This is a genomic window from Microlunatus spumicola (assembly GCF_039536445.1).
Taxonomy (GTDB): Bacteria; Actinomycetota; Actinomycetes; order Propionibacteriales; family Propionibacteriaceae; genus Microlunatus; species Microlunatus spumicola.
Genome location: NZ_BAAAYR010000001.1, coordinates 1,139,460 through 1,164,888 on the forward strand (window position 1 = coordinate 1,139,460; position 25,429 = coordinate 1,164,888).

18 protein-coding genes are annotated in these 25,429 nt (G+C 73.2%); 3 read left to right on the plus strand and 15 right to left on the minus strand.

Features of this window, described 5'->3' with window-relative positions; all coding sequences use genetic code 11:
• Nucleotides 1-196: 196 nt before the first annotated feature.
• Nucleotides 197-3,094: a preprotein translocase subunit SecA gene (gene secA / locus ABD665_RS05155; RefSeq protein ID WP_204911930.1), complete on the minus strand. Its 2,898-nt coding sequence runs from the start codon at nucleotides 3,092-3,094 to the stop codon at nucleotides 197-199.
• Nucleotides 3,095-3,227: 133 nt separating this feature from the next.
• Between secA and ABD665_RS05160 the strand changes: the two genes are divergently transcribed.
• Entirely contained in the window at nucleotides 3,228-4,106 is an 879-nt protein-coding gene (locus ABD665_RS05160) for an alpha/beta fold hydrolase (protein WP_204911929.1), read from the plus strand.
• Between the two features lie 34 nt (nucleotides 4,107-4,140).
• On the plus strand, nucleotides 4,141-4,923 hold the full coding sequence (locus tag ABD665_RS05165) for an alpha/beta hydrolase-fold protein (protein WP_204911928.1): 783 nt from the start codon (nucleotides 4,141-4,143) through the stop codon (nucleotides 4,921-4,923).
• Between the two features lie 12 nt (nucleotides 4,924-4,935).
• Here the strand turns inward: ABD665_RS05165 and ABD665_RS05170 are convergent, their stop codons facing one another.
• The 9 genes from ABD665_RS05170 to ABD665_RS05210 form a co-directional block, all read right to left on the minus strand.
• Nucleotides 4,936-5,772, minus strand: coding sequence for an aldolase/citrate lyase family protein (locus ABD665_RS05170; RefSeq protein WP_204911927.1), 837 nt, complete (start codon nucleotides 5,770-5,772; stop codon nucleotides 4,936-4,938).
• Nucleotides 5,769-6,983 (minus strand): CoA transferase, encoded by a 1,215-nt coding sequence (locus tag ABD665_RS05175; protein WP_204911926.1) that lies wholly within the window; start codon nucleotides 6,981-6,983, stop codon nucleotides 5,769-5,771. The genes ABD665_RS05170 and ABD665_RS05175 overlap by 4 nt, the downstream gene beginning before the upstream one ends.
• Nucleotides 6,980-10,402 carry an ADP-ribosylglycohydrolase family protein gene (locus ABD665_RS05180; RefSeq protein ID WP_344741323.1) on the minus strand — a complete coding sequence of 1,141 codons (3,423 nt, stop codon included), beginning with the start codon at nucleotides 10,400-10,402 and terminating at the stop codon, nucleotides 6,980-6,982. The genes ABD665_RS05175 and ABD665_RS05180 overlap by 4 nt, the downstream gene beginning before the upstream one ends.
• Complete coding sequence (locus ABD665_RS05185) at nucleotides 10,395-11,585, minus strand: ADP-ribosylglycohydrolase family protein (protein WP_204911925.1); 1,191 nt, start codon at nucleotides 11,583-11,585, stop codon at nucleotides 10,395-10,397. The genes ABD665_RS05180 and ABD665_RS05185 overlap by 8 nt, the downstream gene beginning before the upstream one ends.
• 83 nt (nucleotides 11,586-11,668) lie before the next feature.
• Nucleotides 11,669-12,961, minus strand: coding sequence for an extracellular solute-binding protein (locus ABD665_RS05190; protein WP_204911924.1), 1,293 nt, complete (start codon nucleotides 12,959-12,961; stop codon nucleotides 11,669-11,671).
• 80 nt (nucleotides 12,962-13,041) lie between these two features.
• Entirely contained in the window at nucleotides 13,042-13,884 is an 843-nt protein-coding gene (locus ABD665_RS05195) for an ABC transporter permease subunit (RefSeq protein ID WP_204911923.1), read from the minus strand.
• The gene (locus ABD665_RS05200; RefSeq protein ID WP_204911922.1) at nucleotides 13,884-14,837 is read right to left on the minus strand and encodes an ABC transporter permease subunit; all 954 of its coding nucleotides are present in this window, start codon (nucleotides 14,835-14,837) and stop codon (nucleotides 13,884-13,886) included. The genes ABD665_RS05195 and ABD665_RS05200 overlap by 1 nt, the downstream gene beginning before the upstream one ends.
• Nucleotides 14,834-15,934 (minus strand): substrate-binding domain-containing protein, encoded by a 1,101-nt coding sequence (locus ABD665_RS05205; RefSeq protein WP_204914215.1) that lies wholly within the window; start codon nucleotides 15,932-15,934, stop codon nucleotides 14,834-14,836. The genes ABD665_RS05200 and ABD665_RS05205 overlap by 4 nt, the downstream gene beginning before the upstream one ends.
• A gap of 98 nt (nucleotides 15,935-16,032) precedes the next feature.
• On the minus strand, nucleotides 16,033-17,253 hold the full coding sequence (locus ABD665_RS05210) for a winged helix-turn-helix domain-containing protein (protein WP_344741329.1): 1,221 nt from the start codon (nucleotides 17,251-17,253) through the stop codon (nucleotides 16,033-16,035).
• 115 nt (nucleotides 17,254-17,368) lie between these two features.
• Here ABD665_RS05210 and ABD665_RS05215 point away from each other — a divergent pair, with 115 nt between their 5' ends.
• Nucleotides 17,369-18,733, plus strand: coding sequence for a DUF222 domain-containing protein (locus ABD665_RS05215; protein ID WP_204911921.1), 1,365 nt, complete (start codon nucleotides 17,369-17,371; stop codon nucleotides 18,731-18,733).
• A 477-nt stretch (nucleotides 18,734-19,210) separates the two neighbouring features.
• Here the strand turns inward: ABD665_RS05215 and hpf are convergent, their stop codons facing one another.
• The 5 genes from hpf to mtrA form a co-directional block, all read right to left on the minus strand.
• Nucleotides 19,211-19,861: a ribosome hibernation-promoting factor, HPF/YfiA family gene (hpf, locus tag ABD665_RS05220; protein ID WP_204911920.1), complete on the minus strand. Its 651-nt coding sequence runs from the start codon at nucleotides 19,859-19,861 to the stop codon at nucleotides 19,211-19,213.
• A 170-nt stretch (nucleotides 19,862-20,031) separates the two neighbouring features.
• Nucleotides 20,032-20,856, minus strand: a complete 825-nt coding sequence (locus ABD665_RS05225; protein WP_204911919.1) for a ComF family protein — start codon at nucleotides 20,854-20,856, stop codon at nucleotides 20,032-20,034.
• A gap of 160 nt (nucleotides 20,857-21,016) precedes the next feature.
• Complete coding sequence (locus ABD665_RS05230) at nucleotides 21,017-22,843, minus strand: LpqB family beta-propeller domain-containing protein (RefSeq protein ID WP_344741920.1); 1,827 nt, start codon at nucleotides 22,841-22,843, stop codon at nucleotides 21,017-21,019.
• The gene (mtrB, locus tag ABD665_RS05235; protein ID WP_204911917.1) at nucleotides 22,843-24,531 is read right to left on the minus strand and encodes an MtrAB system histidine kinase MtrB; all 1,689 of its coding nucleotides are present in this window, start codon (nucleotides 24,529-24,531) and stop codon (nucleotides 22,843-22,845) included. The genes ABD665_RS05230 and mtrB overlap by 1 nt, the downstream gene beginning before the upstream one ends.
• Before the next feature lie 58 nt (nucleotides 24,532-24,589).
• The gene (gene mtrA, locus ABD665_RS05240; protein ID WP_204914205.1) at nucleotides 24,590-25,327 is read right to left on the minus strand and encodes an MtrAB system response regulator MtrA; all 738 of its coding nucleotides are present in this window, start codon (nucleotides 25,325-25,327) and stop codon (nucleotides 24,590-24,592) included.
• Nucleotides 25,328-25,429 lie beyond the last annotated feature (102 nt).

Consider the following 25,429-nt stretch of genomic DNA (forward strand, 5'->3'; position numbering starts at 1 on the left):
GCAGACGGACAACACCCGTCGCTCCGGGTCCGCACCGGAGCGTGTCCGGACACGAGCCTCAGGGCCTCGGGGCCGCGGCCTCCACGATCACAGCCGACAACGGGACGAGGCGCACGTCCCTCCGTCAGGCGCACCTAACGGGGTGCACGTGGCGGCGGGGCGTACGCCTCGTCCGTCGGTCAGGGAGCGGGAGTCCTCAGGACCCCGAGCGCCCGTGGCACATCTTGAACTTCTTGCCCGAGCCGCAGGGGCACGGGGCGTTGCGCCCGACACCCGCGTACGGGTCGTCGATGGCGGCGGCCTCCGCCGTCGCCTCGCCCGACTCGTCCGGCGAGGTGTAGGTCAGGCGGCGCCGGGCCGGCTGCTCGAGGCCCTTGGCGCGCACCCGCGGGCGCGAACCGGCCGGCTCGAGCTCGGGCTCGTCGACCTCCTCGACCTCGGTCACCTCGACACCGGGACCGTCCGGGTCGGGACCGGTCTCGACGAGGTGCCGGTGACCGTCGGGCGCGTCCGCGTCGGAACCGTTCGACCCGTTGGTGCCGTTGGCCCCGCGGTCGCCGATCTGCATCGCCCGACCGTCGGCACCGGCGACGACGCCGACCTTGGGGGCCTGCGGCTCGACCTCGACCTCCAGGTGGAAGACGAAGCCGACGACCTCCTCCATGAACGCCTCCATCATGGCGTTGAACATGTCGCCACCCTCGCGCTGGTACTCGACCAGCGGGTCGCGCTGCGCCATGGCGCGCAGGCCGATGCCCTCGCGCAGGTAGTCCATCTCGTAGAGGTGCTCGCGCCACTTGCGGTCCAGCACGGTGAGCAGCACGCGACGCTCGACCTCACGCATGACCTCGGACCCCAGCTCGGCCTCGCGGGCGTCGTACGCGCGCTCGGCGTCGGCCTTGAAGTCGGCGATCAGCGTGGCCTGGTCGAGGTCCTCGTCGTTCTCGTACTTCGAGCGGTCCAGCCCGACCGGGTAGAGCGTGCTCATGTTCGTCCAGAGCTGCTCGAGGTCCCAGTCCTCGGCGAAGCCCGCGGTCGCGCCCACGACGTACTGCTCGACCACGGTGTCGACCGTGTTCCGCAGCCGGTCGGAGATGTCCGCGCCCTCGAGCACCTTGCGCCGGTCACCGTAGACGGCGTGACGCTGACGGTTCATCACGTCGTCGTACTTGAGGATGTTCTTGCGGGTCTCGAAGTTCTGCGACTCGACCTGGGCCTGCGCGCTCGCGATGGACGAGCTGACGCGCTTGTTCTCGATCGGCTGGTCGTCGGGGATGTTGAGCGCCTGCAGCACCCACTCCACGATGTCGGACTTGAAGAGCCGCATCAGGTCGTCGCCGAGGGAGAGGTAGAAGCGGCTCTCGCCCGGGTCCCCCTGGCGGCCGGAACGACCGCGGAGCTGGTTGTCGATGCGGCGCGACTCGTGGCGCTCGGAGCCGACCACGTAGAGGCCGCCGGCCTCGACGACCTCCTCGTGCTCGCCCTCGACCTGCTCCTCGAGCGACTCGAGGACCTTCGGGTAGCGCTCCTCGTACTCCTCGGCGTGCTCGACGGGGTCGATGCCCTCGCCGCGCAGGGAGAAGTCGGCCAGGAACTCGGCGTTGCCGCCGAGGATGATGTCGGTGCCTCGACCGGCCATGTTCGTGGCGACGGTGACGGCGCCCTTCTGGCCGGCGAGGGCGATGATCGAGGCCTCACGCGCGTGCTGCTTGGCGTTCAGCACCTCGTGCTTGACGCCCTTCTCCTTCAGGAGCTTGGACAGCGTCTCCGACTTGGCGACCGACGCCGTGCCGATCAGGACCGGCTGGCCCTTCTCGTGCCGCTCGGCCACGTCGTCGACGATCGCCTCGAACTTGGCGAGCTCGGTGCGGAAGATCAGGTCGCGCTGGTCGGCGCGGACCATCGGCTTGTTCGTCGGGATCGGCACGACGCCGAGGCCGTAGATCTTCTGGAACTCGGCCGCCTCGGTGAGCGCCGTGCCCGTCATGCCCGAGAGCTTCTCGTACATCCGGAAGTAGTTCTGCAGCGTGATCGTCGCGAGGGTCTGGTACTCCTCGCGGATCTGCACCTTCTCCTTGGCCTCGATCGCCTGGTGCAGCCCCTCGTTGTAGCGACGGCCGACCAGCGAACGACCCGTGTGCTCGTCGACGATGAGGATCTCGCCGTCCATGTTCACGTAGTCGCGGTCGAGCTTGAAGAGCTCCTTGGCCTTGATCGCGTTGTTCAGGTAGGAGATCAGCGGGGTGTTCGCCGACTCGTAGAGGTTGTCGATGCCCAGGCGGTCCTCGACCTGGTCGATGCCGGCCTCGAGGATCGCGACGGTGCGCTTCTTCTCGTCGACCTCGTAGTGCACGTCCTTCTGGAGCCGGTTCACCATGCTCGCGAAGGTCGGGTACCAGCGCTGGCTGTCCTCGGCGGGGCCGGAGATGATCAGCGGCGTGCGGGCCTCGTCGATGAGGATCGAGTCGACCTCGTCGACCACGGCGAAGTGGTGCTCGCGCTGGACGCAGTCCTCGAGGCTCAGCGCCATGTTGTCGCGCAGGTAGTCGAAGCCGAACTCGTTGTTCGTGCCGTAGGTGATGTCGGCGGCGTACGCGACGCGACGCTCGGCCGGGGTCATCTGCGACAGGATCGCGCCGACGTCCATCCCCAGGAAGTGGTGGATGCGGCCCATCTGCTCGGACTGGTACTTGGCCAGGTAGTCGTTCACCGTGACGACGTGGACGCCGCGGCCGGTGATCGCGTTCAGGTAGGACGGCAGGGTCGCGACGAGCGTCTTGCCCTCACCGGTCTTCATCTCGGCGATGTTGCCGAGGTGCAGCGCCGCCCCGCCCATGATCTGGACGTCGAAGTGCCGCTTGCCGAGGACCCGCTTGCTCGCCTCGCGGACGGTCGCGAACGCCTCCGGCAGGAGCGACTCGAGCGTCTCGCCGTTCTGGTGCCGCTGCTTGAAGTCGGCCGTCTGCCCCTGGAGCTCGTCGTCGCTCATCGCGACGAAGTCCTCCTCGATGGAGTTGACCTGGTTGGCCATCCCCTTGAGCTGCTTGAGGATCTTGCCCTCGCCGAAGCGGAGCATCCTGTCCATCAACGCCACGAGATCCGGGCTCCCTACTAGGTCGTGCCAGCTGGGCGCCAGGACCCGTGCCCCGGCGCGCGTCCATGGTAGGCCAGCGATCACGCGGCGACGCCTCGCGCGCGTACGGCGTGCATCCGGGCACGATGTCGGGGTGACCACGCTCCGTACGTCCGACGGCCGCTCCCTCGACGTCCGCGTCAGCGGGCCGCACGGTGCCGTGCCGCTGCTGTTCCACCACGGGACGCCGGGTTCGGCGGTGCCCGTACGGGCCCTGGAGCGGGCCGCGGCCGAGCGTTCGCTGCGGCTGGTGACCTGGTCGCGGCCCGGCTACGGGTCGTCCACGCGGCGCGCCGGCCGTCGTGTCGTGGACGACGCCGACGACGTCGCCGTGGTGCTGGACCACCTCGGGTCCGAGCGCTGCGTCGTCGCCGGCTGGTCCGGCGGTGGGCCGCACGCCCTGGCCAGCGGCGCCCGGCTCCCCGACCGGGTGGCCGGTGTGCTGTGCATCGCCGGGGCCGGGCCCGCGGTGGCCATGGACGCGTCCGGCGCGGACTTCCTCGCGGGCATGGGCGAGCAGAACCACGAGGAGTTCGGCGCGGCCCGGACGGGCGAGCCGGCGCTGCGGGCCTACCTGGAGCGCGACGCCGCCGGCCTGCGCGACGTGCAGGCCGAGGGCGTCGTGGCCGAGATGGCGAGCCTGCTGCCGCCGGTGGACCGGGCCGTGCTGACCAGCGAGTACGGCGAGGACCTGGCCGCCGCGTTCCGCGAGTCGGTACGCACCGGGGTGGACGGGTGGCTCGACGACGACCTGGCGATGGTGACGCCCTGGGGCTTCGCGGTCGAGGAGGTCGGCGTGCCGACGTTCGTGTGGCAGGGCGAGGAGGACCTGATGGTGCCGTTCGCCCACGGGCGCTGGCTGAGCGAGCGCCTCCCCCGCGTCGCGACGCACCTGCTGCCCGGCGAGGGCCACCTCTCCGTCGCCCTCGGCAGCCTCGACGCCATGCTCGACGAGCTGGTCGAGACCCTCTGAATCGCGCCGCGGACGGGCCGGGGAGGATCGGGTCGTGGCCCTCCTCCGCTGCGACTTCTTCTCCGAGGCCCTGAGCCTCAGCACCTCCATGACCGTGCTGCTCCCCCAGCGCACGACCGGCCAGGTGGGGCTCACCGGCGCGGCGTCCGACGACCCTCCCCCGGTCCTCTACCTGCTGCACGGCATGAGCGACGACGCGACCACCTGGGTGCGCCGCACGTCGGTCGAGCGCTACGTGGCCCCGCTCGGGCTGGCCGTCGTCATGCCGCAGGTGCATCGCAGCTACTACACCGACGAGGCGTACGGCGGCCGGTTCTGGACGTTCCTGACCGAGGAGCTGCCCGCGCTCGTCCACGACTTCTTCCGCGTGTCCGAGCGCCGGGAGGACACCTTCGTGGCCGGGCTTTCCATGGGCGGCTACGGCGCCTTCAAGTGGGCGCTGCGCGACCCGGGCCGCTTCGCCGCGGCGGCGAGCCTGTCCGGCGCGCTGGACGTCGCCGGGCGGACGACGCAGCGCGAGCGCCCGGAGGACCCGCGGATGACGCAGCGGCTGTTCGGCGACGAGCCGGTCGCGGGCACCGACGCCGACCTGCTGCACCTGGTCGCCGGGGCGGACGTGGCCGCGCTCCCCGCCCTGCGCGCGTGGTGCGGCACCGAGGACGGTCTGCTCGAGGACAACCGGCGGTTCGCGGCCGCCTGCGACGAGGCGGGCGTGCCGTTGGAGCTGCACGAGGGGCCCGGCCAGCACGACTGGGCCTACTGGGACGCCCGCATCGTCGACGTCCTCGACTGGCTGCCTCTACGGACGAGGGGCTAGCGGCCGACGGGGTCAGGGACCGACGAGCAGGAGGACCGAACGGGCCTCGGCGGCCATCGCCTCGTCGACCATGCGCCCGTCCGGGAGCCGTGCCGCACCGGCACTCCCGGTGAGGGCGTCGAGAACCAGCCGGGCGTCGGCCACCTCGGCGGGCGTCGGGGTGAAGGCGTCGCGGATCACCGGCACCTGACGCGGGTGGATCGCCGCCCGGCCGCGCAGCCCGAGCGTCGCCCCGTGCCGGCACGACGCGTGCAGCCCCGCGTCGTCATCGAGCCGGGGGTAGACCGCCATCGCTGGCGCCGGCAGCCCGGCCGCCCGGGCCGCCACGACGCTCCGCACCCGGAGCCAGTCCAGGCCCGCGTCGGCCGTGATCCCCAGCTCGGCCCGGAGGTCGGCCTCGCCGAGCGCCACCGCCGACACGTCCGCGTGGCTCGCCACGGCGTACGCCTGCTCCACGCCGAGCGCCGACTCGAGCAGGCAGGTCAGCTCGAGCGTCTCGCCGGGGCGGGCCCCGAGCCGCTCGAGCACCCGGTCCACGTCGGACGGGCCCTCCACCTTGGGCAGCCGTAGCGCCGGCCGGGCCGTGGCGCGCGCCAGCATCGCCAGGTCGGCGTCGTGCCACGGCGTCCCGGCCCCGTTCGGGCGCACGGCGACCCGGACCGGCAGGGGCCCCTCGAGCAGCTCGGCCACCGCCTGCCGCGCGCGCTCCTTGTGCTCGGGCGCGACCGCGTCCTCCAGGTCGACGATCACCTGGTCCGCGCCCGCAGCGAACGCCTTGGCGAACCGCTCGGGCCGGTCTCCCGGGACGTACAGCGCGACGAGCGTCGGCCCGACGGGCCCCGGCGTCACACGACCCCCTGCTCGCGGAGGGCGGCGACCTCGGCGGGGCCGTAGCCGGCCCGGCTCAGCACCGCGTCGGTGTCGGCCCCGTGCGGGCGGGCGGTCCAGCGCACCGAGCCCGGCGTCTCCGACAGCCGGAACAGAACGTTCTGCATCTGCAGGGGCCCGAGCACCGGGTCCGGCACGGTCAGGATCGTCCCGCGGGCCTGGACCTGCGGGTCGGCGACGATGCCGCGGACGTCGTAGATCGGGGCGACCGCGGCCTGCGCAGCCGTGAAGGCCTCGAGCACCTCGGCGGTGGTCCGCGCGGCGATCCACGAGCCCACGGCCTCGTCGAGCTCGTCCGCGTGGGCGGCACGGCCCGCGCCGGTGGCGAACCAGGGCTCGTCGATCGGCTCGGGCCGCCCGACCAGCCGCATGACGCGCTCGGCGATGGACTGCGAGCTCGTGGAGACGGCGACCCAGTTGTCGTCCGCGGTCCGGTAGCAGTTCCGCGGGGCGTTGTTGACGGAACGGTTCCCGTGGCGCTCCTGCACGAGGCCCAGCTGGTCGTAGATCGTCAGCTGCCCGCCCAGCATGGCCAGGATCGGCTCGAGGATGGCGAGGTCGACCACCTGACCCCGCCCGGTCCGGTCGCGCCCGCGCAGGGCGGCGAGCACCGCGAACGCCGTCGCCAGCGAGGCGATGCCGTCGGCCAGCCCGAAGGGCGGCAGGGTCGGCGGTCCGCCCTCCTCGCCGGTCACCGCGGCGAACCCGCTCATGGCCTCGGCCAGCGAGCCGAAGCCGGGACGCGGCGCGTACGGGCCGGTCTGGCCGAAGGCGGTCACCCGGGCCACCACGAGCCCGGGGTTGAGCTCGAGCAGGTCGGCCGGCGCGAGGCCCCAGCGCTCCAGCGTGCCGGGCCGGAAGTTCTCCACCAGGACGTCGGCGTCCACCACGAGCCGGCGCAGCACCGCGGCACCCTCCGGGGAGGACAGGTCGAGCGTGATGCTCTCTTTGTTCCGTCCGATGGTGGCGTACCAGAGGCCGACGCCGTCCTTGCTCGGGCCGTGCCCCCGGGCACCGTCCGGCCGCCGCGGGTGCTCGACCTTGATCACCTCCGCGCCGAAGTCGCCGAGCTGGGTCGCCGCCAACGGTCCGGCGAAGAGGGTGGCGACGTCGATCACCCGGAGGCCGGCGAGCGGACCTCCGTCGGTCCCGGTCGTGGGCTGCTCGTTCACGGGCGCTCCTGATCATGGTCGAGGTCCCAGGCCAGGCGGAAGCCGATCATGGTCGACCGGGCCAGCCCGAGGCCGGGGAGCAGCAGCTTGGCCGTCACCTCCGGCGGCTGGGGACCGCCGTCGAAGTACCACTCCGAGCCCCGGGCGAGGTAGGCGCTGCCCCCCTTGAGCTGGACGTAGCGGGTCCGTCCGTCACTGTGCTCGCTCTCGGTCCAGTTCCACACCCGCCCGTGGCTCCAGCCGGGCGCGGCCTGCTGCGCGGCCAGCTGCCACTCGTCCTCCGTCGGCAGCCGGGCTCCCGCCCACCGCGCGTACGCGCGGGCGTCGTCCAGGTCGACGCAGGTCACCGGCTCGTCCGGCCCGGTCGCCTCGGCGAGGAAGCGGTTGGCGGTCCGCGGTCGCCAGGGCGACGACGCGAGGAAGCGGTCGAACTCCGCCCGGGTGACCTCGGTCGGCGCCACCGCGACCGCGTGCCCGAGCTCCACGACGCGGTCGAGGGTGCGCTGGTCGTGCAGGCGGGGCGGCAGCGGCTTCCACTCCTCGACGAAGGGTGCGTCGTCGTAGAGACCCGTCTCGCGCGCCCGGAAGCGCACGGTGAGGGGGTGCCGGCCGCCCGCGACGGGCACGGCACCGGCGGGCGGCACGTCCCGGCTGGGCTCCGCGACGACGCGGACCGCGGTGCGGAAGGGGAAGGACGCCTCGCCGTCGGCGGGCAGCGAGGCGAGGACGTCGGCCAGCGGTGCCAGCCACCCCGGAGCCTGCGTACCGGTCTCGAGCGTGACGAGGACACCGATCCCCGCCGGGGGCAAGGCTCCTGAGCTCAGCGCGACCGCGCCGGGGTGCCCGGGCGGGAGCAGCGGTCCCGCGTACTCCGACTCCCCCCGGTGGGCCAGCGTCCAGAGCGTGACGCCGTCGGCCGTCCAGGTCGAGGCGGCCACACCGGCGGCGGTGGCCTCGGGGTGGAGGTCCGCCAGCGGGGTCCACTCCCCCGTGACCAGGAGGTCCGCGCAGGCGCGCTGGACGGCGAGCATCCGGCGCAGGGTGGCGGCGTCGCGCGCGTTCCAGCCCACCCAGACCCCGAAGACCACCTCCCAGACCATGACGCCGCAGCCGTTGAGGAACGCCGACGACAGCTCCTCCGCGTGGTCGCGGTTCCAGCGCCGGACGTGGTGCTGCAGGTGACGGCGCTCGACGTAGTGCGTACGGATGACGCCGGGCGTCGGGGAGTCGGCGAACCACTGCGCCCACGACAGCCGGTGCTCGCCCAGCCGGGCCAGCGGCAGCGTGGACTCGCTCTCCAGCGCGATGCCCGGCCGCGCGTCCTCCAGGGCCGCCACCAGTGCCGGGTCGCCCTCCTTGAGGGTGTCGAGGAAGACCCCGTCCGCGCGCAGGTCCCGCACGGCGGCGGTCAGCTCGGTCCCGTCGTCCCCGCCGCGCCGGGTGCCGGTGTCCCACGGGTTGTAGTCCAGGAACACCGCGACGCCCGCGGCGTGCAGCGCGTCGACGAGCGCGTCCAGACCGGGCACGTCACGGTAGAAGTCCCACTGGTTGCGCGGGTCGATCCCGATCACCGGGTACGCGTGCCACAGCACCACGCCGTCGAAGCCACCCAGCCGCGCGTCGGCGTCGGCCAGCAGCCGCTCGGGCGTGAAGCGCCCCTCGGCCGCGTCGTACAGCAGCTCGTCCCACAGCCAGACCTGGGCCACCGAGAAGCAGCGCTGCGCCCAGCGACCCTCGGGGGCGTCGTACGCCGCGGTCGAGAAGCCCTGCCGGGCCGCCGCCCCGGAACGCCAGCGCTCCAGGACCGCACGCCAGCGGGGCCGGTCCGCCGGGTCCTCCGGCGCGGCGATGATCTTGGCCGCGTCCATGGCGGCCCAGTCCGGCGCGTCGAGGTCGACGACCGTCGGCCGGTCGAGGGGCCGGGGCACCAGCGGGTCCATGCCCCGCTCGCCGACCACGTACGTGGCGGTCGCCGTCGGCGGGACCGGTCGAGGGGGCTCGTCCCGCGCGGGTGGCCGGGCGTCGGCCCCGCGCTCGGAGAGGGCGAGCGTGCGGTTCACGAGCGTGCTGATCCGCTGCTCGCCGCCGGGCAGGCTCGTGGCGATCCGGCCGTCCAACGGTGCCGTCCACGCGGCGGGGAGGTCCGAGGCGCCGAGCAGGCCGCCGAGGACGGACCCGACGGTCGCACCGGTGGAGTCGGTGTCCCAGCCGGTCATGACCGCGAACGCGATGCCCTTGGTGAAGTCTCCGCCCGATGCCGTCAGGGCGCACGCGACGGTGGCGGCGTTGTTGAGCACGTGCACCCAGTGCAGGTGCCCGTAGCGCGCGTGGAGGGCGTCGAGCCGCTCGTCGCGGGACAGCGGGCGCCGCCCGAGGTCCGCCCCGAACGCGACGGCCTCGGCCAGCGCCGAGCGGGGCGGCACCACGGCGGCGGCGCGCTCGAGCACCTCGTCCACGTCGTCGGCGACGAGGCTCGCCGACGCGAGGGCGGCGGCCCACAGCTCGCCGTAGACGCCGTTGCGGGTGTGGCTGAGCACCGCGTCGGGCCAGGCCAGGCGGGCGGCCGCGTACGGGTCCCCGGGCCGGGCCCAGCCGAAGACGTCGCCGCGGATGAGCGCGCCGATCCACTCCCGGAACGGGTTGCGCCGGGTCGCCACGTCGGCGAGCGGCAACGCGAGCAGGAGGTTGCGGTAGGCCGCACGCTCGGCGGTGAAGACCCGGCCGGCGGGGAGGTCGGCCAGCCAGGCGAGCGCGACGTCCTCGGTGGTGGGGGTGCCTCGACGCTCGAGCAGGCCCAGGTTCAGCAGCGGGTAGTTGAGGTCGTCGTCCTCGGGCGTCCCGTCGATGTTCTCGGCCAGGCTGGTGGGCGCGGAGCGGCGGTTCCACGGCCACGCGGCCGCCGTCGCCGGGCTCAGGCCGACGGCGGTGAAGTAGCCGCGGACCGGCCAGTTGCCGGTCTCCTCGGCGATGGCCCGGATGCCGGCGCGCGGGATCTTCTCGACCGGCTTGCCGAGCACGCAGCCCGCCGAGCGGCCGAGCCAGGCACCGGCCACCCGGTCGGGCAGGTCGTCGCCGGGCGCGCGTACGCCGGGAGCGTCCGCGCCCACGGCCCAGCCCTGCTCGACCGCGGCCAGGGTCGTCGGGTGGTCCGGGTCGTCCGGGCGCGGCAGGTCGTCGAGCTCGTCCAGCAGCCGGCCGGCCAGGTGCCGCAGCTCCGCGCCGGCCGGGACCGGTGCCGCGCCGCTGACCGGCGGTTCGAGCGGACCGCCGCCCGTTTGCTGCCAGCGCCGCTCGACGTCGGCCAGCGCGTCGACGCCGACCCCCTCGGCCCGGGCCTGGACCAGCTCGTGCAGCAGCAGGTCCTCGGGCTGGGCCCAGGTCAGGCGCAGGCTCGGTGCGCCGGGCGTGGCCTCAGGCACCGGCGGAGGCGCCGACCGTCGCCGGGGCCAGCAGGGCGTGGGCGGTCCGGCGGCGGTCCTCGGCCTCGGCGAGGTCCGTCGTGATGATCTCGCTCGCGGCGGAGGCGAGCGCCGCGGCGACCCGGTCCAGGTCGATCCGGCTGGCCTGCTCCACGTCGCGCACCCAGTCGGCGGGCACCGCGTCCGGTCCGCCGAGCCCGGCGCAGACCGCACCGGCCATGGTGGCGATGGAGTCGGCGTCGCGGCCGTAGTTCACCGCGCCGAGCACCGCCGCGCGGTAGTCGCCGCGGGCGGCCAGGCAGAACCCGAGGGCGACGGGCAGCTCCTCGATCGCCTTCGTCCGGCTGGGCAGCCGGGCGTCCAGGGCCGGCTTGCGGTACTCGTCCCCGACGGTGTCGTAGGGCCGGACGGCCGCGCGCAGCGTGTCGCGCACCGTCGCGTCGTCGGCTCCGGGGGCGAGCCCGCGAGCGGCGTCGACCACGGCGACGACCGCCGCACGCGTGCCGTCATGAGCGACGTCGAGCACCGCCGACAGCACGTGCTCGACGTCTGCGCCCGGGGTCAGCGAGGCGGCCACCGCCGCTGCGAAAACCCCCGCGGCCTCCCGGCCGTAGCTCGACTGGTGGGCGCCGGCCATGTCGATGGCCTCCGCGTACGCGCCCCGGGGGTCGCCCGCGTTGACCACGCCGACCGGCGCCATGTACATGGCCGCACCGCAGTTGACGATGTTGCCCACGCCCGCCTCGCGCGGGTCGACGTGGCCGTAGTGCAGCCGCGCGACCAGCCACTTCTCGGCCAGGAACACGCGCTGCAGGATCAGGGCCTCCGACTCCAGCTCCGGGATCCAGACCTCGTCCCCCACCAGCAGCGGAACGAGGTCGCCGGCCATGGCGTACGCGTCGAGGTGCCGCCGGCGGGCGGCGTAGACCTGCACCAGCGCGTGCGTCATCAAGGTGTCGTCCGTGATGTGGCCGTCGCCCTTGTGGTAGGGGGCGATGGGCCGCGCGTGGCGCCAGTCGGCGTGGTACGGACCGACGATCCCCGTCACCGGACCACCGTGGCGCGCCTGGATCTGCTCGGGGGTCCACCCCTCGGTGGCGCCGCCGAGCGCGTCACCCACGGCGGCTCCTGCGAGCACGGCCCGCACGCGGGCCTCGAACGTGCCCGCCTTCGGCGTGTCCATCTTCTTCTCCTCGGCTGTCTGCTGCTGGCTGTCGTGCTGATTGTCGAGAGGGCTGGTCGCCCTGCCTGGTCGTGCCGGCGGCGTCAGCGGTTGACGGTGGCCCAGCCGTCGGAGAGCGCCTTCTGGAGGCCGACGGCGTCCGTCTTGCCCGCCAGGAACTGCTGGAACGCCGGGGTGGCGATCTGGTCCTTCCACTGCGGGTAGTTGTCGACGCTCTGGAACGGCGCCTTCTGCAGGGCGTCGCCGGAGGCCACGATCTGCTTCCAGCCGTCCTTGCCGCCGGTCTTGGTGATCACGGCCTGCTGCGCGTCCTTCGTGGCCGGGTAGAGGGTCTCGCCCTCGGCGACGGAGGCCAGGTTCTCGGCCTTCATGTAGAAGTTCATGAACTTCGCCGCGTCGTCGACGTGCTTGCTGTCCGCCGAGACGGAGAGGGTCTGCGGGTTGGCCGCCTGCGCGGCGCCCGCGCTACCGGCCAGGGCGGGCAGGGCCACCCAGTCGAAGCCCTTGGGCGCGTCGCTGCCGAAGGAGCCGGCGGCGTACGAGCCCTGGACGGTTATGGCGAACTTGCCCGCGTACCAGGCGGGGAGCACGTCGCTGCCGGACTGGGTGAGCGTGGCCTTGTCGAGGCTGCCGTCGGCGGCCATGGCGGCGATCCGCTTCGGCACCTCGAGCTCCGGGTCGCCGACCTTGATCGTGGCGTCCTTGCCGGTGCCGTCGAAGTAGGTGCCGCCGAAGCCGAGCGCCAGGTTCATGAAGGAGGCCGTCGGGCTCTTGAGGCCCCAGCCGACCCCGGGCTCGCCGGTCTTGGCCTGGACCTGCTTGGCCAGGGCGGCGAACTGGTCCCAGGTCATCGTCGGGCCGGTGGGCACGGTGGCGCCGGCCTCGTCGAGCATCTTCTTGTTGGCGAAGACGAGGTAGGACTGCAGCACGGTCGGGGCCGCGATGACCTTGCCGTCGACCGTGACGGCGTCGAGGACGCCGGGGCTGATCGAGGACTTCACGGCCGGATCCATCGCGCTGCCCAGGTCCGCGAGGTAGCCGCCCTGCGCGAAGCCGGTCATGTCGGCCGACTCGTCGTGGATGATGTCCGGCGCGGTGCCGCCGGCGAACTGGGTGACCAGCTGGTCGTGGACGTTGTCCCAGCTCCCCTGCACCAGGTCGACCTTGATGTCGGGGTTGGCCGCGTTGAAGTCGTCGACGATCTTCTTCGTCGCCGTCTGGGTCGCGGGCAGGAAGGCCAGCGACTGGAACTTCAGCGTGACCGGGCCGGACTCAGAGCCCGACGAGCCCTCGCCCCCTCCCCCACCACCGCAGGCGGCGAGCGAGGCGAGCAGGACCGTGGCGAGACCCGCGGCGGCGGTGCGGCGGAGGTTCATGGGTTTCTTCCTTCGTGGGGTCGTGGGGAGTGCGGCGGAGCGGGGTCGAGCGGTGCGGTGCGGAGTGGCGGGAGGTGACGTCACCCCTTGACGGCGCCGGACAGCAGCCCGCCGGTCAGGCGGCGCTGCAGGATGGCGAAGAAGACGAGGCTGGGGATCGAGGCGAGGACGGCGCCGGCGGCCAGCGGACCGAGCCGCACCTGGCCCTCCGCGCCGACGAACAGGGCGAGCGAGCGGGACAGGGTGAAGTTCTCGGGGCTCTGCAGGAGCACGAGCGCGAAGAAGAACTCGTTCCAGGCCGAGACGAAGGTGAACATCGCGGTCGCCACGGTTCCGGGCACGAGCAGCGGGAAGACGACCGTGCGGAGCATCGTGAAGCGGCTCGCGCCGTCCATCGCGGCGGCCTCCTCGAGCGAGACCGGGATGGCCGCGACGAAGCCCTGCAGCATCCACAGCGCGAACGGCAGGCAGAACGTGACGTAGACCAGCGTCAGCCCCAGCAGGGAGTCGTTGAGGTTGATCGTCCGCAGGATCAGGAAGAGCGGGATGATGATCAGGATCACCGGGAACACCTGGCTGACGAGGATGTAGCCGGTGCCGATCATCCGCAGCCGCCCGCGGAACCGGGCCATCGCGTACGCGGCGGGCAGCGCCACCGCGGTCACGACGACGGTCGTGATCAAGGAGACGATCGCGGTGTTCGCGGTCGCCCGCACGATGCCCTGGCTGGCCAGCGCCTCGCTGAAGTTCTCCCAGTGCAGCGAGCGCGGGAAGATCCAGACGTCCAGCGACGCGAGCTGCTGGGTCGACTTGAGCGACGCCATCAGGAGGTAGAAGAGCGGGAAGCCCAGGAAGACCATGTAGGCGACGAGGGCGACGTACTGGGCTCCGCGCGTGACGGGCCTGGTCCGGGTGAGGGCCATCAGTCGCGCTCCGTCCGGATCTGGGTCCAGAGGTAGAACACCAGCAGGACCACCACGACCACGACCATCACGTTGCCCATCGCGGCGGCGTACGCGATGTCGCGGTACTTGAACGCCTCGTTGTAGGCGAAGAGCATCGGCAGCATCGTCTGGCCCCCCGGCCCTCCTTCGGTGAGCACGTAGACCAGCCCGAAGGAGTTGAAGTTCCAGATGAAGTTGAGCGAGGTGATCGACGTGATCACCGGTCGCAGCGCCGGCAGCGTGACGTGCACGAACGAGGACCAGGTGCTGGCGCCGTCCATCTCCGCCGCCTCGACGAGCTCGTCGGGGATCTGCTGCAGCCCGGCCAGCAGGGTGATGGAGGTCTGCGGCATGCCGACCCAGACGCCCACGACGATCGCGGCGGGCAGGGCGGTGCCGAAGCTGCCCAACCAGTCCAGCGCGAAGGCGGGGTCGAACAGGCGGACGACCCCGTTCACCGGCCCGGAGTTGGGGTTGTAGAGCATCTTCCACATGATCGCCACGACCACCGGCGGCATCGCCCAGGGGATCAGGGCGAGCAGGCGGGTGAGGCCCTGGAAGCGCAGGTTGGCGTTCAGCAGGAGGGCGAGCCCGAGGCCGGCGGCCAGCTGCAGCAGCGTCACGCTGAACGCCCAGATCATCCCGATCTTGAACGAGTCCAGGAACAGCTGGTCGCCGAAGAGCTTGCGGAACTGCCCCAGCCCGGTGAACGCGTTGCTCGAGTTCCGCGAGAGCGTGGCGTCGGTGAAGGCCAGGTAGACGCCGTTCACGAGCGGCGCGACGCTGAAGATCAGGATCGGGATCAGCGAGGGGATGACCAGCGCGGCCACCTCCTTGCGCCGGGCGACGACCATCCGGGAGGTGCGGCGCGACGGCGGCGGCACGGCCGGCGCCAGGGGCACCGGCGGTGGTGTCTGGGTCACGGTGGTCATGTCGGGTCCCCTGCTTCGTACGGCGGTCCGGCGGTGGACGGTGCTGTGGTGGCGGGTGCTGTGGTGGCGGGTGCGGCTACGGAGGGCACGGCGCCGTCGGGCGCGGCCGTGGACGAGCGGACGATCAGGGCGGGTTCGACGACCACGCTCTGCGCGGGTCGGCCGGGTTCGCGGAGCCGGGCCAGCAGCAGCTCGGCGGCGTGCCGCCCGCGGACCGCCGCGCCCAGGTCGACGCTGGTCAGGGTCGGGAGCAGCTGGGCGGCGAGGGCGGAGTCGTCCATCCCCACGACGGCCAGGTCCGACGGGATCGTCAGCCCCTGCTCGGCGGCGGCGTGGTAGGTCCCGGCGGCGATGAGGTCGTTCGCCGCCACCACGGCGTCGAGCGGCTCACCGGCTGCCGCGGCGGCGCCGAGCAGCTGGCGGGCCGCCAGGAGACCGGCGGCGAAGGTGAAGTCGGAGGCGACGGCGCGGCGCTCCACCACCCCGGTCCGGTCGCAGGCCGCGCCGAACGCCTCGCCGCGCACGCGCCCCGGGGTCGTGTCCTCGGGACCGTTCACGAACCCGATGCGGCGTCGGCCCGTTTCCAGCAGGTGCTCGACGGCCAGCGCCACGCCGGCGGCGGAGTTGGCCCGGACGTTGTCGAAGCCGCCGGGCTGCGGGAGCAGCCCGACGACGACGACCGGCACGCGCAGCTGGGCGAGCTCGGCGAGCAGCTCGTCGTCCACCCGCAGCGGGCTGATGATCAGCCCGTCGACGTAGCCGCTGGCCAGGCTGCGGAGGAGCTCCACCTCGGTCTCGACGGTGGAGCCGACCGAGGAGATGAGCACCCGGTAGCCCTCGGCACGCACGGCGTCCTCGACCGCGCGCATCATCTCGACGTAGACGTGGTTGCCCACGTCCGCGACGCCGAAGGCCAGCTGGCCCGTCGAGCCGCGCTTGAGGCCGCGGGCGCGGGCGTCCGGGACGTACGCCAGCTCGCGCGCGGCGGCGGTCACGAGCTCGACGGTGCGGGGGCTCGCGGACTCACCGTTGAGGGCACGGGACGCGGACGCGATCGAGACGCCGGCGCGTCGCGCGACCTCCATCAACGTCGCCATCACCTCAGCCCCCTCGCTGGTCCGGCCCTCTTGTAAACGTTTACAAGAACGTGCAGCCACTAAACCCGCGGCCTGGGGGAAAGTCAAGGAGGCGGTGGTCAGGACGCGCGGACGGCGGCCTCGAGGGCGGCGGCGAGGTCACCCCTGGGCAGCACCTCGACGGCCGACAACCCCTGCCACGCCGCCATGGACGCGAGCTCGGCGGCCAGCTCGGCCGCGGTCTCCCAGGGGTCGGCGCCGTCCTCGACCCAGGCCGAGAGGACGCGCAGGACCCCGTGCGCCCGGTCGGCCTTGAGGTCCACCCGTGCGACGAAACGGTCGCCGAGCAGGAACGGGTAGACGTAGTAGCCGTGCACGCGGCGGGGGCCGGGCACGTAGATCTCGATGCGGTAGAAGAAGCCGAACAGGGCCTCGAGCCGGGCGCGCTCGAAGACCAGGGAGTCGAAGGGGCTCAGCAGCGCGCGGGCGTGGACCTTGCGCGGCAGCCGGGCCTCGTGCCACAGGTACCAGGGGCGGGTCTGGTCCCCCACCGCGACGGGCAGCAGCTCGCCCGACTCGACCAGCTCGGCGACGGCCTGCTGCGTCGCGGCCGGGCGCGTACGGAAGTAGTCGCGCAGGGCGGGTTCGGTCGCGACGCCGAGCGCGACGGCCGCTCGTCGGACGAGGCCCCGGACGGAGTCGGCGACGGTCGGCGTGGGCTGCGCCCGGACCGCGGCGGGCAGGACGCGTTCGGGCAGGTCGTAGACGCGCTCGAACTGGCTGTTGCGCCTCGCCGAGCTGACCTCGCCGACGTAGAAGAGCCATTCGAGGACCGTCTTGACCGCCGACCAGTTCCAGCCCCAGTGGTCGCGCTCGCGCGCGTCCTGGCCGTGCTCGACCTCGAGCTGCCGAGCGCTCAGCGGCCCGCGATCGGCGATCTCGGTGCGGACGAGGTCGACCAGCTCCGGGTTGGCCCGCGCCACGGCGTCCACTCCGCCCCACGCGTGCGCGCCCTCGCTCATCCGGAAGCGCAGCATCGGCTCGAGGTCGACGTCGAGCAGGCTCGCGGCGTGCCCCCAGTACTCGAAGAGCCGCCGCGGCGCACGGAAGGCGGCCCGCTCGAGCAGCGCCGGGTCGTACGGGCCGAGGCGGGAGAAGGTGGGGACGAAGTGGGCGCGCGTGACGACGTTGATCGAGTCGATCTGGAACTGGCCGAGACGGTGGGTCAGCCCGACCACGTCGCGCATCCCGACCGGGCGGGTCAGCGCCGGCCGCCCGAACCCCTGCGCGGCCAGCGCGACCCGTCGGGCCTGGGCCGGGCTCAGACGTTCGGGTGGCACCTGGGGAACGCTAGCGGGCTCCCCTGACAGGTTCGGTTGCGGCCAGGTGTGGTCCGTCCTGGTCGAGTAGAACAGGTGTTCGATAAGTGTCAGTGGCTCCTCGTAGGTTCAGGTCATGGTCATCGGGGTGGTCGAGGAGCGGGAGGCGGCGGCGGTCGAGCACGCTCTCGACGCCTTCGCCGCCGCCCAGGACCTCCTGGTCGCGGCGGTCGAGGGCGCCGGTCTCGACGGGCTCAACCAGGTAGGCCTGCTGAGCTTCGCCCGGCGGTTCGAGCAGGTGCGCAACCGCAGCGCGCTGGTGGACCACCAACTGGTCCATGAGCTCGAGAGGCGCGCCACCGCTCACGCGGTCGGGCAGCCGAGCACGGCCGCGCTGCTGTCCTGGCTGCTACGGCTCTCGCGCGGTGAAGCCACCCGTCGCGTGCGGGCGGCGGAGGCGCTGAGCGAGCGCGTGGCCATGACCGGCGAGGTGCTGCTGCCCCTGCGGCCCGCGCTGGCGGAGGTGCAGCGGGCGGGCGAGGCCAGCCCCGAGCAGCTCGACGTCTGCCTTCGGGCGCTCGGCACGGTCGACCACCGGGGGTTCGACCCGGCCGACCTCGAGACGGCCGAGGAGCTGCTGGCCGGGTTCACCCGGACCCTGGCGCCGCCTGACCTGCGGCTGGCGGCCCAGCAGGTGGTGGACCGGATCGATCCCGACGGCACCCGGCCGCAGGAGTTGCTGAACGTGGACCGGCGGCACCTGGCGTTCCGTCGGCTGCGCGACGGGATGTGGTCGGTGGAAGGTCGCTTGACCGGGCCGGTCGGGGCGAAGCTGCGAGCCGTCCTGGGTCCACTGGCGAAGCCGCGGCTGGCGACGGTGGTGCTGGAGGACGGGCGTGAGGTCCAGCAGGACGATCCGCGCCACCACGGGCAGCGGACCCACGACGCGTTGGAAGAGGTCTGCGACCGGCTGCTCCGCTCGGGCACCCTGCCCGACGCGGGCGGCACCCCGGCGACCGTGATCGTCACGATCCCCGAGGGCGACGTCGTCGCGCGCCGGAGGTGGGGCGTGAGCAGCGACGGCACCGTCCTGTCCGGCGAGACGGTCGTCGACCTGACGGACGAGGCCGAGATCTACCCCACCGTGGTGAGCCCGACCGGCGTGGTCCTCCAGCTGGGCCGGACCCAGCGATTGGCCACGCCGGGTCAGACGATGGCGCTGGTCGCCAGGGACGGCGGGTGCAGCTTCCCCGGCTGCGACCGGCCACCGGAGTGGTGCGAACGCCACCACATCACCGCCTGGGTGGACGGCGGCGCGACGGACCTCGAGAACCTGACGCTGCTGTGCGCGTGGCACCACCACAACTTCGCGGGTCGGGGCTGGACGTGCCTGATGGTCGACGGGCTGCCCGCCTGGGTGCCGCCGAGGTGGATCGACCCGGACCAGAGACCGCTGCGCAACACCAGGATCGGCGCGCTCAGACGGGTGCTGCGGACGTGAAGGGAGCGTGCTCGGGCGCGTTCGGAGGGTTCGGGGTCGGCCTCGGCCGGCGCGGAAGGCGTCAGACGGTCCAGAGAGGGGTGACGGAGAGAACTGCCGTCGGCAGTGACCAGGCCATGGCCGCCTGGGTCACAGGCTCTTCGCATTCGGCGCCAGCTTTGGCCGGCGCAAGGGTCGAGCCCGTCGGTCGTCGCACCCGCAGGCGGAGCTGCCAGTTCGTCCAGGCCGGACCGGCCGGCGAGGAGCAACGCTGCGTGGGACCTAGACATCGGGGGCCAAGACATCCGGAGCCGTGCCATACGGGGCCGTGACATCCGGGGCCGTGACGTCCGGGGCCGGAGGTACGCGAGCGGTTCGGCAGCGGCTGATCGCCTCCTGACAGGCGCCAAGGTCCACCCTCGCAAGCGAGCGAACACGCGGACCCCGACCAGAGCCAGGCTCTGGTCGGGGCGCGCGGCTCGAGCTCAGCGCGGCGGGTCAGCCCACCGCGGCGACGGCGCCTTCGGAGGTGGTCTCCAGCCGGATGACGCCGTAGTCGTAGCCGTGCCGCCGGTAGACGACGCTCGGCAGTTCGTGGTCCGCGTCGATGTAGAGGAAGAAGTCGTGACCCACGAGCTCCATGGCGTGGAGGGCCTGGTCGAGGGTCATGGGCCCGGCGGTGTGGGTCTTCTCCCGCACGACGAGAGGCCCGTCGCCCTGCACCTGCATGCCGGCGACGACCCGGGTGTCGCTCTCGGCCTCGCTCTCTGCGTCGTCCTGGGCCACCGATAGGTCGAGAGGCATCGCAGCCGCCTCGTGGAGGGACTGCGGGGTGTGCTGGCCGCGGTGGACCTTCTTGCGGTCCGCCGCCTTGCGCAGCTGGGCCATGATCCGGTCGAGCGCCATGTCGAGGGCGGCGACCTTGTCGGTGCTGGCCGCTTCGGCCCGGACGACGGGACCGCGGCTGCGGAGGGTGATCTCGACGCAGTGGGCCTGGTCGTGCTGGCGCTTGTTGCGTTCCTCGGTCACCTCGACCTCGACCCGGATCACGCGGTCGTCGAGCTTCTCGAGCCGCGCGAGCTTTTCCTCGACCACGGCTCGGAACTCGTCGGCGACCGAGCAGTGCCGGCTCTTGACGACAACATCCATCACTTCTTCGCCTTCCCTCGGGGTCACGGACTGGCGACGGCTGGGCGAACCCGCACGGGGGTGCGGGCCGGCCACGGTGCCGGACGCCACGAAGCCCCTGCATCCTCCCGGTCGGCCGGACCGCGAGGTCCGTTCCGTTCCGAGCTGAGCAGGGGCGCCATGAACAGACGTTAGACCCCCTGTCCAGGCTGTGGCAGGGCGGGGCGCTCGACGCCCGCTGCTCCACGCGGACGACCACGGGCAGCCGCGCGTGGTGGCGTACGACGCATCGTGGCGGCCACGGTCGCAGCCCCGAGGACGTCCACGCCGCCCACTCGCAGCGCCCGAGCGGCCTCGCTGAGGCTCGCCCCGCTCGTCACCACGTCGTCGACCACGACGATCCACGGGGCGTGTCGCCCTGACACCCGCAAGCTCCGACCGAGCGGCGGCGGGAGCGAGCGGCGTACCCGGAACGCCCCGGCCAGGTTCGCCTGCCGCTCCTCCGCCCCGAGACCGCTCTGGTCCGCCACCCGCCGCGCGGGGACGAGCAGCGGACCGGCGCGGGCGCCCGGCAGTCGTGCTGCCGCCGCTCGGGCCAGCGCCAGCCCGGCGTCGAACCCACGTTCCCGCACGGCCCGCCGCGCTGACGGAACCGGAACCAGCAGCACGGGCCGGCCGTCTGCGCCGAGCGGCAACGCCCCGGTCTCGTCGAGCAGGGCGAGCACCGCGAGGGCGAGCCGCTCCCCCAGGACCCGGGTCAGCCCGAGCGCGGAACGTTCCTTGTGTGCGCTCACCAGCCCGCGCGCGAGGGCGTCGTACGTGCCGGCCGTCCAGGTCCGTGGGAACCCCGCCGGGCAGGGCTCGGGCCAGGTCGGTCGCGCCGGGCTGGCGGCGAGCGCCGTCCGGCAGTCGTCGCACAGCGTCCAGGCGGGGTCCCCGCAGCCGTGGCAGCTCGCTCCGACGAGGAGGTCCCCCGCAGCGGCTCTCCAGCCTCCCGAACCCTGTGCAGCACCCATGCCGGCATCTTCATGACGAGGCGCCGATTCGTGCCGTCCTGGCCGGCACCTGTGGACGGGCGAGGCTGGTCGCGACACGCCCTGTGGACGACCGGCCGGAGCACGACCGCCCGCGACGGACCGAGCAGAGAGCCGCGAGCAGAGAGAGCAGAGAGAGACCTCAGCCCGGGTAGGCCACCGCCTGCACGTCGCCGATGAACGGGGCCCACGTCGTCCCCTGGTCCCGCCACGTCTGGGAGTTGCTGCTCCGCACGATCGCGGACTGGGTGCGCAGGAGCACGGCGACCTCGACCGGGTCCCAGGAGAGCGCCTCCCCCTGGTCGGTGATCGTCGAGGCGTCCTCGCTCACCGCGTACGGACCGGCGGTGTCCTTGGCCGTCGCGGACCCGAGCACGAGGAGGTGCGTGGCGTCGATCCAGCCGACGTCGCGGATGTGCTTGAGCTGCGGCGTCTCGGTCTGCGTAGTGTCCAGCTCGCGCAGGCCCTGGATGTCCACCCGGTCACCCCGGTTCACGCGGGCGACCGCGAGCCGGGACGACGAGCCGTCCTTCTCGACGAAGGCGATCCGGACGCCGTCCGGGGCGAACCTGAACGCGGTGATCTCGCGTCCCTCGAGCTCGGGCGCCGACACCCGCTGGGCCTTGCCGTCGACGATCCGCCACAGCTGCTGCTTGCCGTCCTGCCGCCCCAGGGCCCACAGCTCCCCGAACCGGGTGAACTGCGGTCGCACGAGGCCCTCGACGCCCGACAGCACCGTGCGGGCCCGGGCACCGGCGGCGGCGGTGGTCGTCGAGACGAGCGTCGTCCCGCCCCGGGTGACCGCGGCGAGGTCGGTGTCGGTCACCGAGACCGCCAGCGACCGCACCGGGTCGGGCCCGAGGTCGCCCGCGAAGGGGCGCAGGTCCCCGGTCGCGGCGTCGGCGAGCGCGACCTTGCCCTCGCGGACCACGTAGAGCTGGTTGCCCGCGTTCGGGCTGACGGGGTCGAGCTGCGTCGGGATCGAGGTGGTCGGCACGACGAGCGTCGTCGGGTCGCTCTCCGGCACCCGGAACCCCTGCTGGTTGACCGAGAGGGCGACGCCACGGATGGCGACCGCCTCGTTGAGCGTGTGCACGATCTGGGCGGCCAGCAGCGAGCGCTGCGTGTCCGGCAGCGAGAGGACCGTGTCGCTGAGGGACACCGACGCGACGCCGTCGGTGATGGTCACCGAGTCCACGCTGAGCGTCGTGCCCGGCGGGATCGCCGTCGTCACGGACGGGGCCAGCCAGGACGTCGGGCCGCTCACGAGCGCCTTGACCAGCGCCGACGCCACCTGGTCCGCGCTCCGGAACTTCGGCAGGTAGACCGGGTCCGGCACCAGCACCGGGCTCTGCACGGCCCCGGGCTGGTTGCTGGGGCGGCCGTCGGCGACGAAGAACAGGTCGTACGAGGAGTAGAACTGCGCGAACGCGTAGTCCGCCACGAGCAGCCCGTCCGGCGGCTTGTCGATGCGCCACTCGCCGTCCTGCTTGACCAGCGTGAAGCGCTGGGCGAGCGTCGTGTCGCTCGCCGTGTACGCCCGGTCCCCCGCCACCTTGCCCACGACCCGGCCGCCGAGGGTGACCTCGTCGGCGTCGAGCACCGTCGTGCCGTCGTAGACCGTGACGCCCGCCTCGGGCTTCCACGACTGCGCGGACTCGCGCGTGAGGTACTGCCGGGCCACGCTGTAGGTGGGCTGGTACTGGCCGTTGGCCCGCAGGAACCCGTCGACCACCTGCTGGGGGTCGTCGCCGGGGGCGGGCGGGGCGACCTCGACGTTCACGCAGTTCTGGCAGCTCTGCTGCTGGCCCTCGAGCCGCTCGATCCGCCCGGTCGTCGGCACCGTCACGCATCCGGCGAGCAGCACCACGAGCACCACGAGCAGACCCGCCGAACCCGTCCGCCGACGGCCGGCGCTGCCCACCCGGCCCAGGCCGAGGCCCGCTGGACGACCGCCGTTCGCGCCCATCACAGCGGGCTCCGTCCGAGCGGGTGCCCGCCGCCGGCGAGCACCTCGCTGCCCACCTGCAGCGCGCCCTCCGCGATCGGGATCTCCTCCGGCGGCTCGTCGTCGGCGCTCGGCAGCGGCGGCACGGGCAGGTCGCGCGGCACCATCGGCAGCGGGGACGTCTCCAGCACGCCCCCGGCCCGGCGGGGCACGGTCAGGCGGAACTGGGCCCCGAGCCCCGGGCGGCCCCAGGCGGTGAGCCAGCCGCCGTGCAGGTTCGCGTCCTCCATGGAGATCGCCAGCCCGAGGCCGGTGCCGCCGACGGTCCGGGCGCGAGCGGGGTCGGCGCGCCAGAACCGCAGGAACACCTGCTTGGCCTGGTTGGCCTCGAAGCCGATGCCGTGGTCGCGCACCGCCGCCGCCACGGCGGCGTCGTCGCCGGCCAGCAGGACGTCGACGGGGCGTCCCTCGCTGTGCTCGATCGCGTTGGTCATGAGGTTGCGCAGGATCCGCTCGATGCGCCGCGGGTCGACCTCGGCGGTCGTGTCCCCGGTGGTGTGCACGGTGACCGTCACCCCGTACGCGCGGATCAGCGCCTCCTGCGCCTCCAGGACGCGGTCGATGACGCTGCGCAGGTCGATCGGCGCGGCGGTCAGCTCCACCGCCCCGGCGTCGAAGCGGGAGATCTCCAGCAGGTCGTTCAGGAGCGACTCGAAGCGGTCGAGCTCGTTCTGCAGCAGCTCCGCGGAGCGGGCCGACACCGGGTCGAAGTCGTCGCGGGCGTCGTGCAGCACCTCCGCGGCCATCCGGACGGTCGTGAGCGGCGTGCGTAGCTCGTGCGAGACGTCGGACACGAAGCGCTGCTGCACCTGCGACAGCTCCGACAGCGTCGTGATCTGCTTCTCCATCTCCGCGGCCATGTCGTTCATCGACGTCGCCAGCCGCGCGAGGTCGTCCTGCCCGCGCACCCGCATCCGGTCGTGCAGGTTGCCCGAGGCGAGGTTCTCGGCGGCCCGTCGGGCGTCACGGACGGGCACGACGACCTGCCGCGCGACCAGCGCGGCGATGAAGGTGAGCATGATGACGAGCACCGCGCCGGTGCTGACGACGGCGTAGCGCAGCACCTCGAGCGTGCTGACCTCCTGGGTCAGCGGGAAGACCAGGAAGATCGCGTAGCGCCCCGTGCCCGGCAGCGTCAGGGCGGAGCCGGCGGCCAGGCCCGCGACGGGCGGCCTTCCGTCGTCGTAGACCACCTCGGTCGGCGTCATCAGCAGGTCGGGGCTCGCCTCGACCTGGGTCCGCAGCTCGGCCGGGATGCTCTCCGCCGTGACGTCGCCCGAGGTGAGCGTCCGGCCGCGGGCGGAGACGATCACCTGGTACTGCTCGCCGCCGCCGGAGCGCGTCGCGAAGCCCTTGACCAGGTCGAGGAGCAGCTTGTCGACGTTGACCTCGCCCGAGAGGTCGGTCGCGTTCAGCTGGGCCTGCGCGCTGTTCACGGCCTGGCGGGCCTCGTTCGCGGCGCTGTCCTGCTTGCCGTTGAGCACGCCGGCCGTGGCCTGCTGCATCAGCAGGAACCCGCCGAGCACCAGCACGACCACCGAGGCGAGGAAGACGGTCGAGGTGACGCGCAGCGGGAGCGAGCGGGACCACCAGTCCAGCGGGCGGCGCCAGAAGTGCGACGTGGCGACGGGACGCAGGCGGGCGAGCAAACGCGCAGCGCGACGCGGGGCGACCGGCGCGGCACCCGTCGCCGCGTCGGCCCCGACGTCAGGCGCGGACGGGCTCGCCGGCCTTGTAACCGATGCCACGGACCGTCACGACGATCTCCGGGTGCTCGGGGTCGCGCTCGATCTTGGAGCGCAGCCGCTGCACGTGGACGTTCACCAGGCGCGTGTCGGCCGCGTGCCGGTAGCCCCAGACCTGCTCCAGCAGCACCTCGCGGCTGAACACCTGCCAGGGCCGGCGGGCGAGGGCGAGCAGCAGGTCGAACTCGAGCGGCGTCAGCGCGATCGACGCGCCGTCGCGCTTGACGGAGTGGCCGTCGACGCTGATGACGAGGTCGCCGATGGCGAGCGTGTCGGCCTCGCCCTCCTCGACGACGCTCGGCAGCCGCCGCAGCCGGGTGCGGATGCGCGCCACGAGCTCCTTGGCCTTGAACGGCTTGGACACGTAGTCGTCCGCGCCGGCCTCGAGGCCCTCGACCACGTCGACGGTGTCGGTGCGCGCGGTGAGCATGACGATCGGGACGTCGGACTCGCCGCGGATGTCGCGGCACACGTCCACGCCGTCCCGCCCGGGCAGCATCACGTCGAGGAGGACGAGGTCGGGGTGGTTCTCCCGGAACGACGCCAGCGCCTTGTCCCCGTACGCGCACCAGAACGGCTCGAAGCCCTCGTTGCGCAGCACGATGGAGAGCATCTCGGCCAGGGCCGCGTCGTCGTCGACGACGAGGATGCGGGGGCGTGCGGCGCTGGTCTCGGTCGGCTCGCTGGAGCCCACTGCCATGGCGTCGAACACGCACAGCCCTTTCGTCGCGGGACCAGCGGGGCGCTCCGTCGCACCCTGCCGGCGTGGCCACATCCTATGCGCGCGGTCGTCACCGCGTCG

Coding starts and splice junctions, on each gene's coding strand:
- ABD665_RS05185 (WP_204911925.1), bottom strand. CDS start 11,585: ATGGACACGCCGAAGGCGGGCACGTTCGAGGCCCGCGTGCGGGCCGTG.
- ABD665_RS05190 (WP_204911924.1), bottom strand. CDS start 12,961: ATGAACCTCCGCCGCACCGCCGCCGCGGGTCTCGCCACGGTCCTGCTC.
- ABD665_RS05195 (WP_204911923.1), bottom strand. CDS start 13,884: ATGGCCCTCACCCGGACCAGGCCCGTCACGCGCGGAGCCCAGTACGTC.
- ABD665_RS05200 (WP_204911922.1), bottom strand. CDS start 14,837: ATGACCACCGTGACCCAGACACCACCGCCGGTGCCCCTGGCGCCGGCC.
- ABD665_RS05205 (WP_204914215.1), bottom strand. CDS start 15,934: ATGGCGACGTTGATGGAGGTCGCGCGACGCGCCGGCGTCTCGATCGCG.
- ABD665_RS05215 (WP_204911921.1), top strand. CDS start 17,369: ATGGTCATCGGGGTGGTCGAGGAGCGGGAGGCGGCGGCGGTCGAGCAC.
- hpf (WP_204911920.1), bottom strand. CDS start 19,861: ATGGATGTTGTCGTCAAGAGCCGGCACTGCTCGGTCGCCGACGAGTTC.
- ABD665_RS05225 (WP_204911919.1), bottom strand. CDS start 20,856: ATGGGTGCTGCACAGGGTTCGGGAGGCTGGAGAGCCGCTGCGGGGGAC.
- ABD665_RS05230 (WP_344741920.1), bottom strand. CDS start 22,843: ATGGGCGCGAACGGCGGTCGTCCAGCGGGCCTCGGCCTGGGCCGGGTG.
- mtrA (WP_204914205.1), bottom strand. CDS start 25,327: ATGGCAGTGGGCTCCAGCGAGCCGACCGAGACCAGCGCCGCACGCCCC.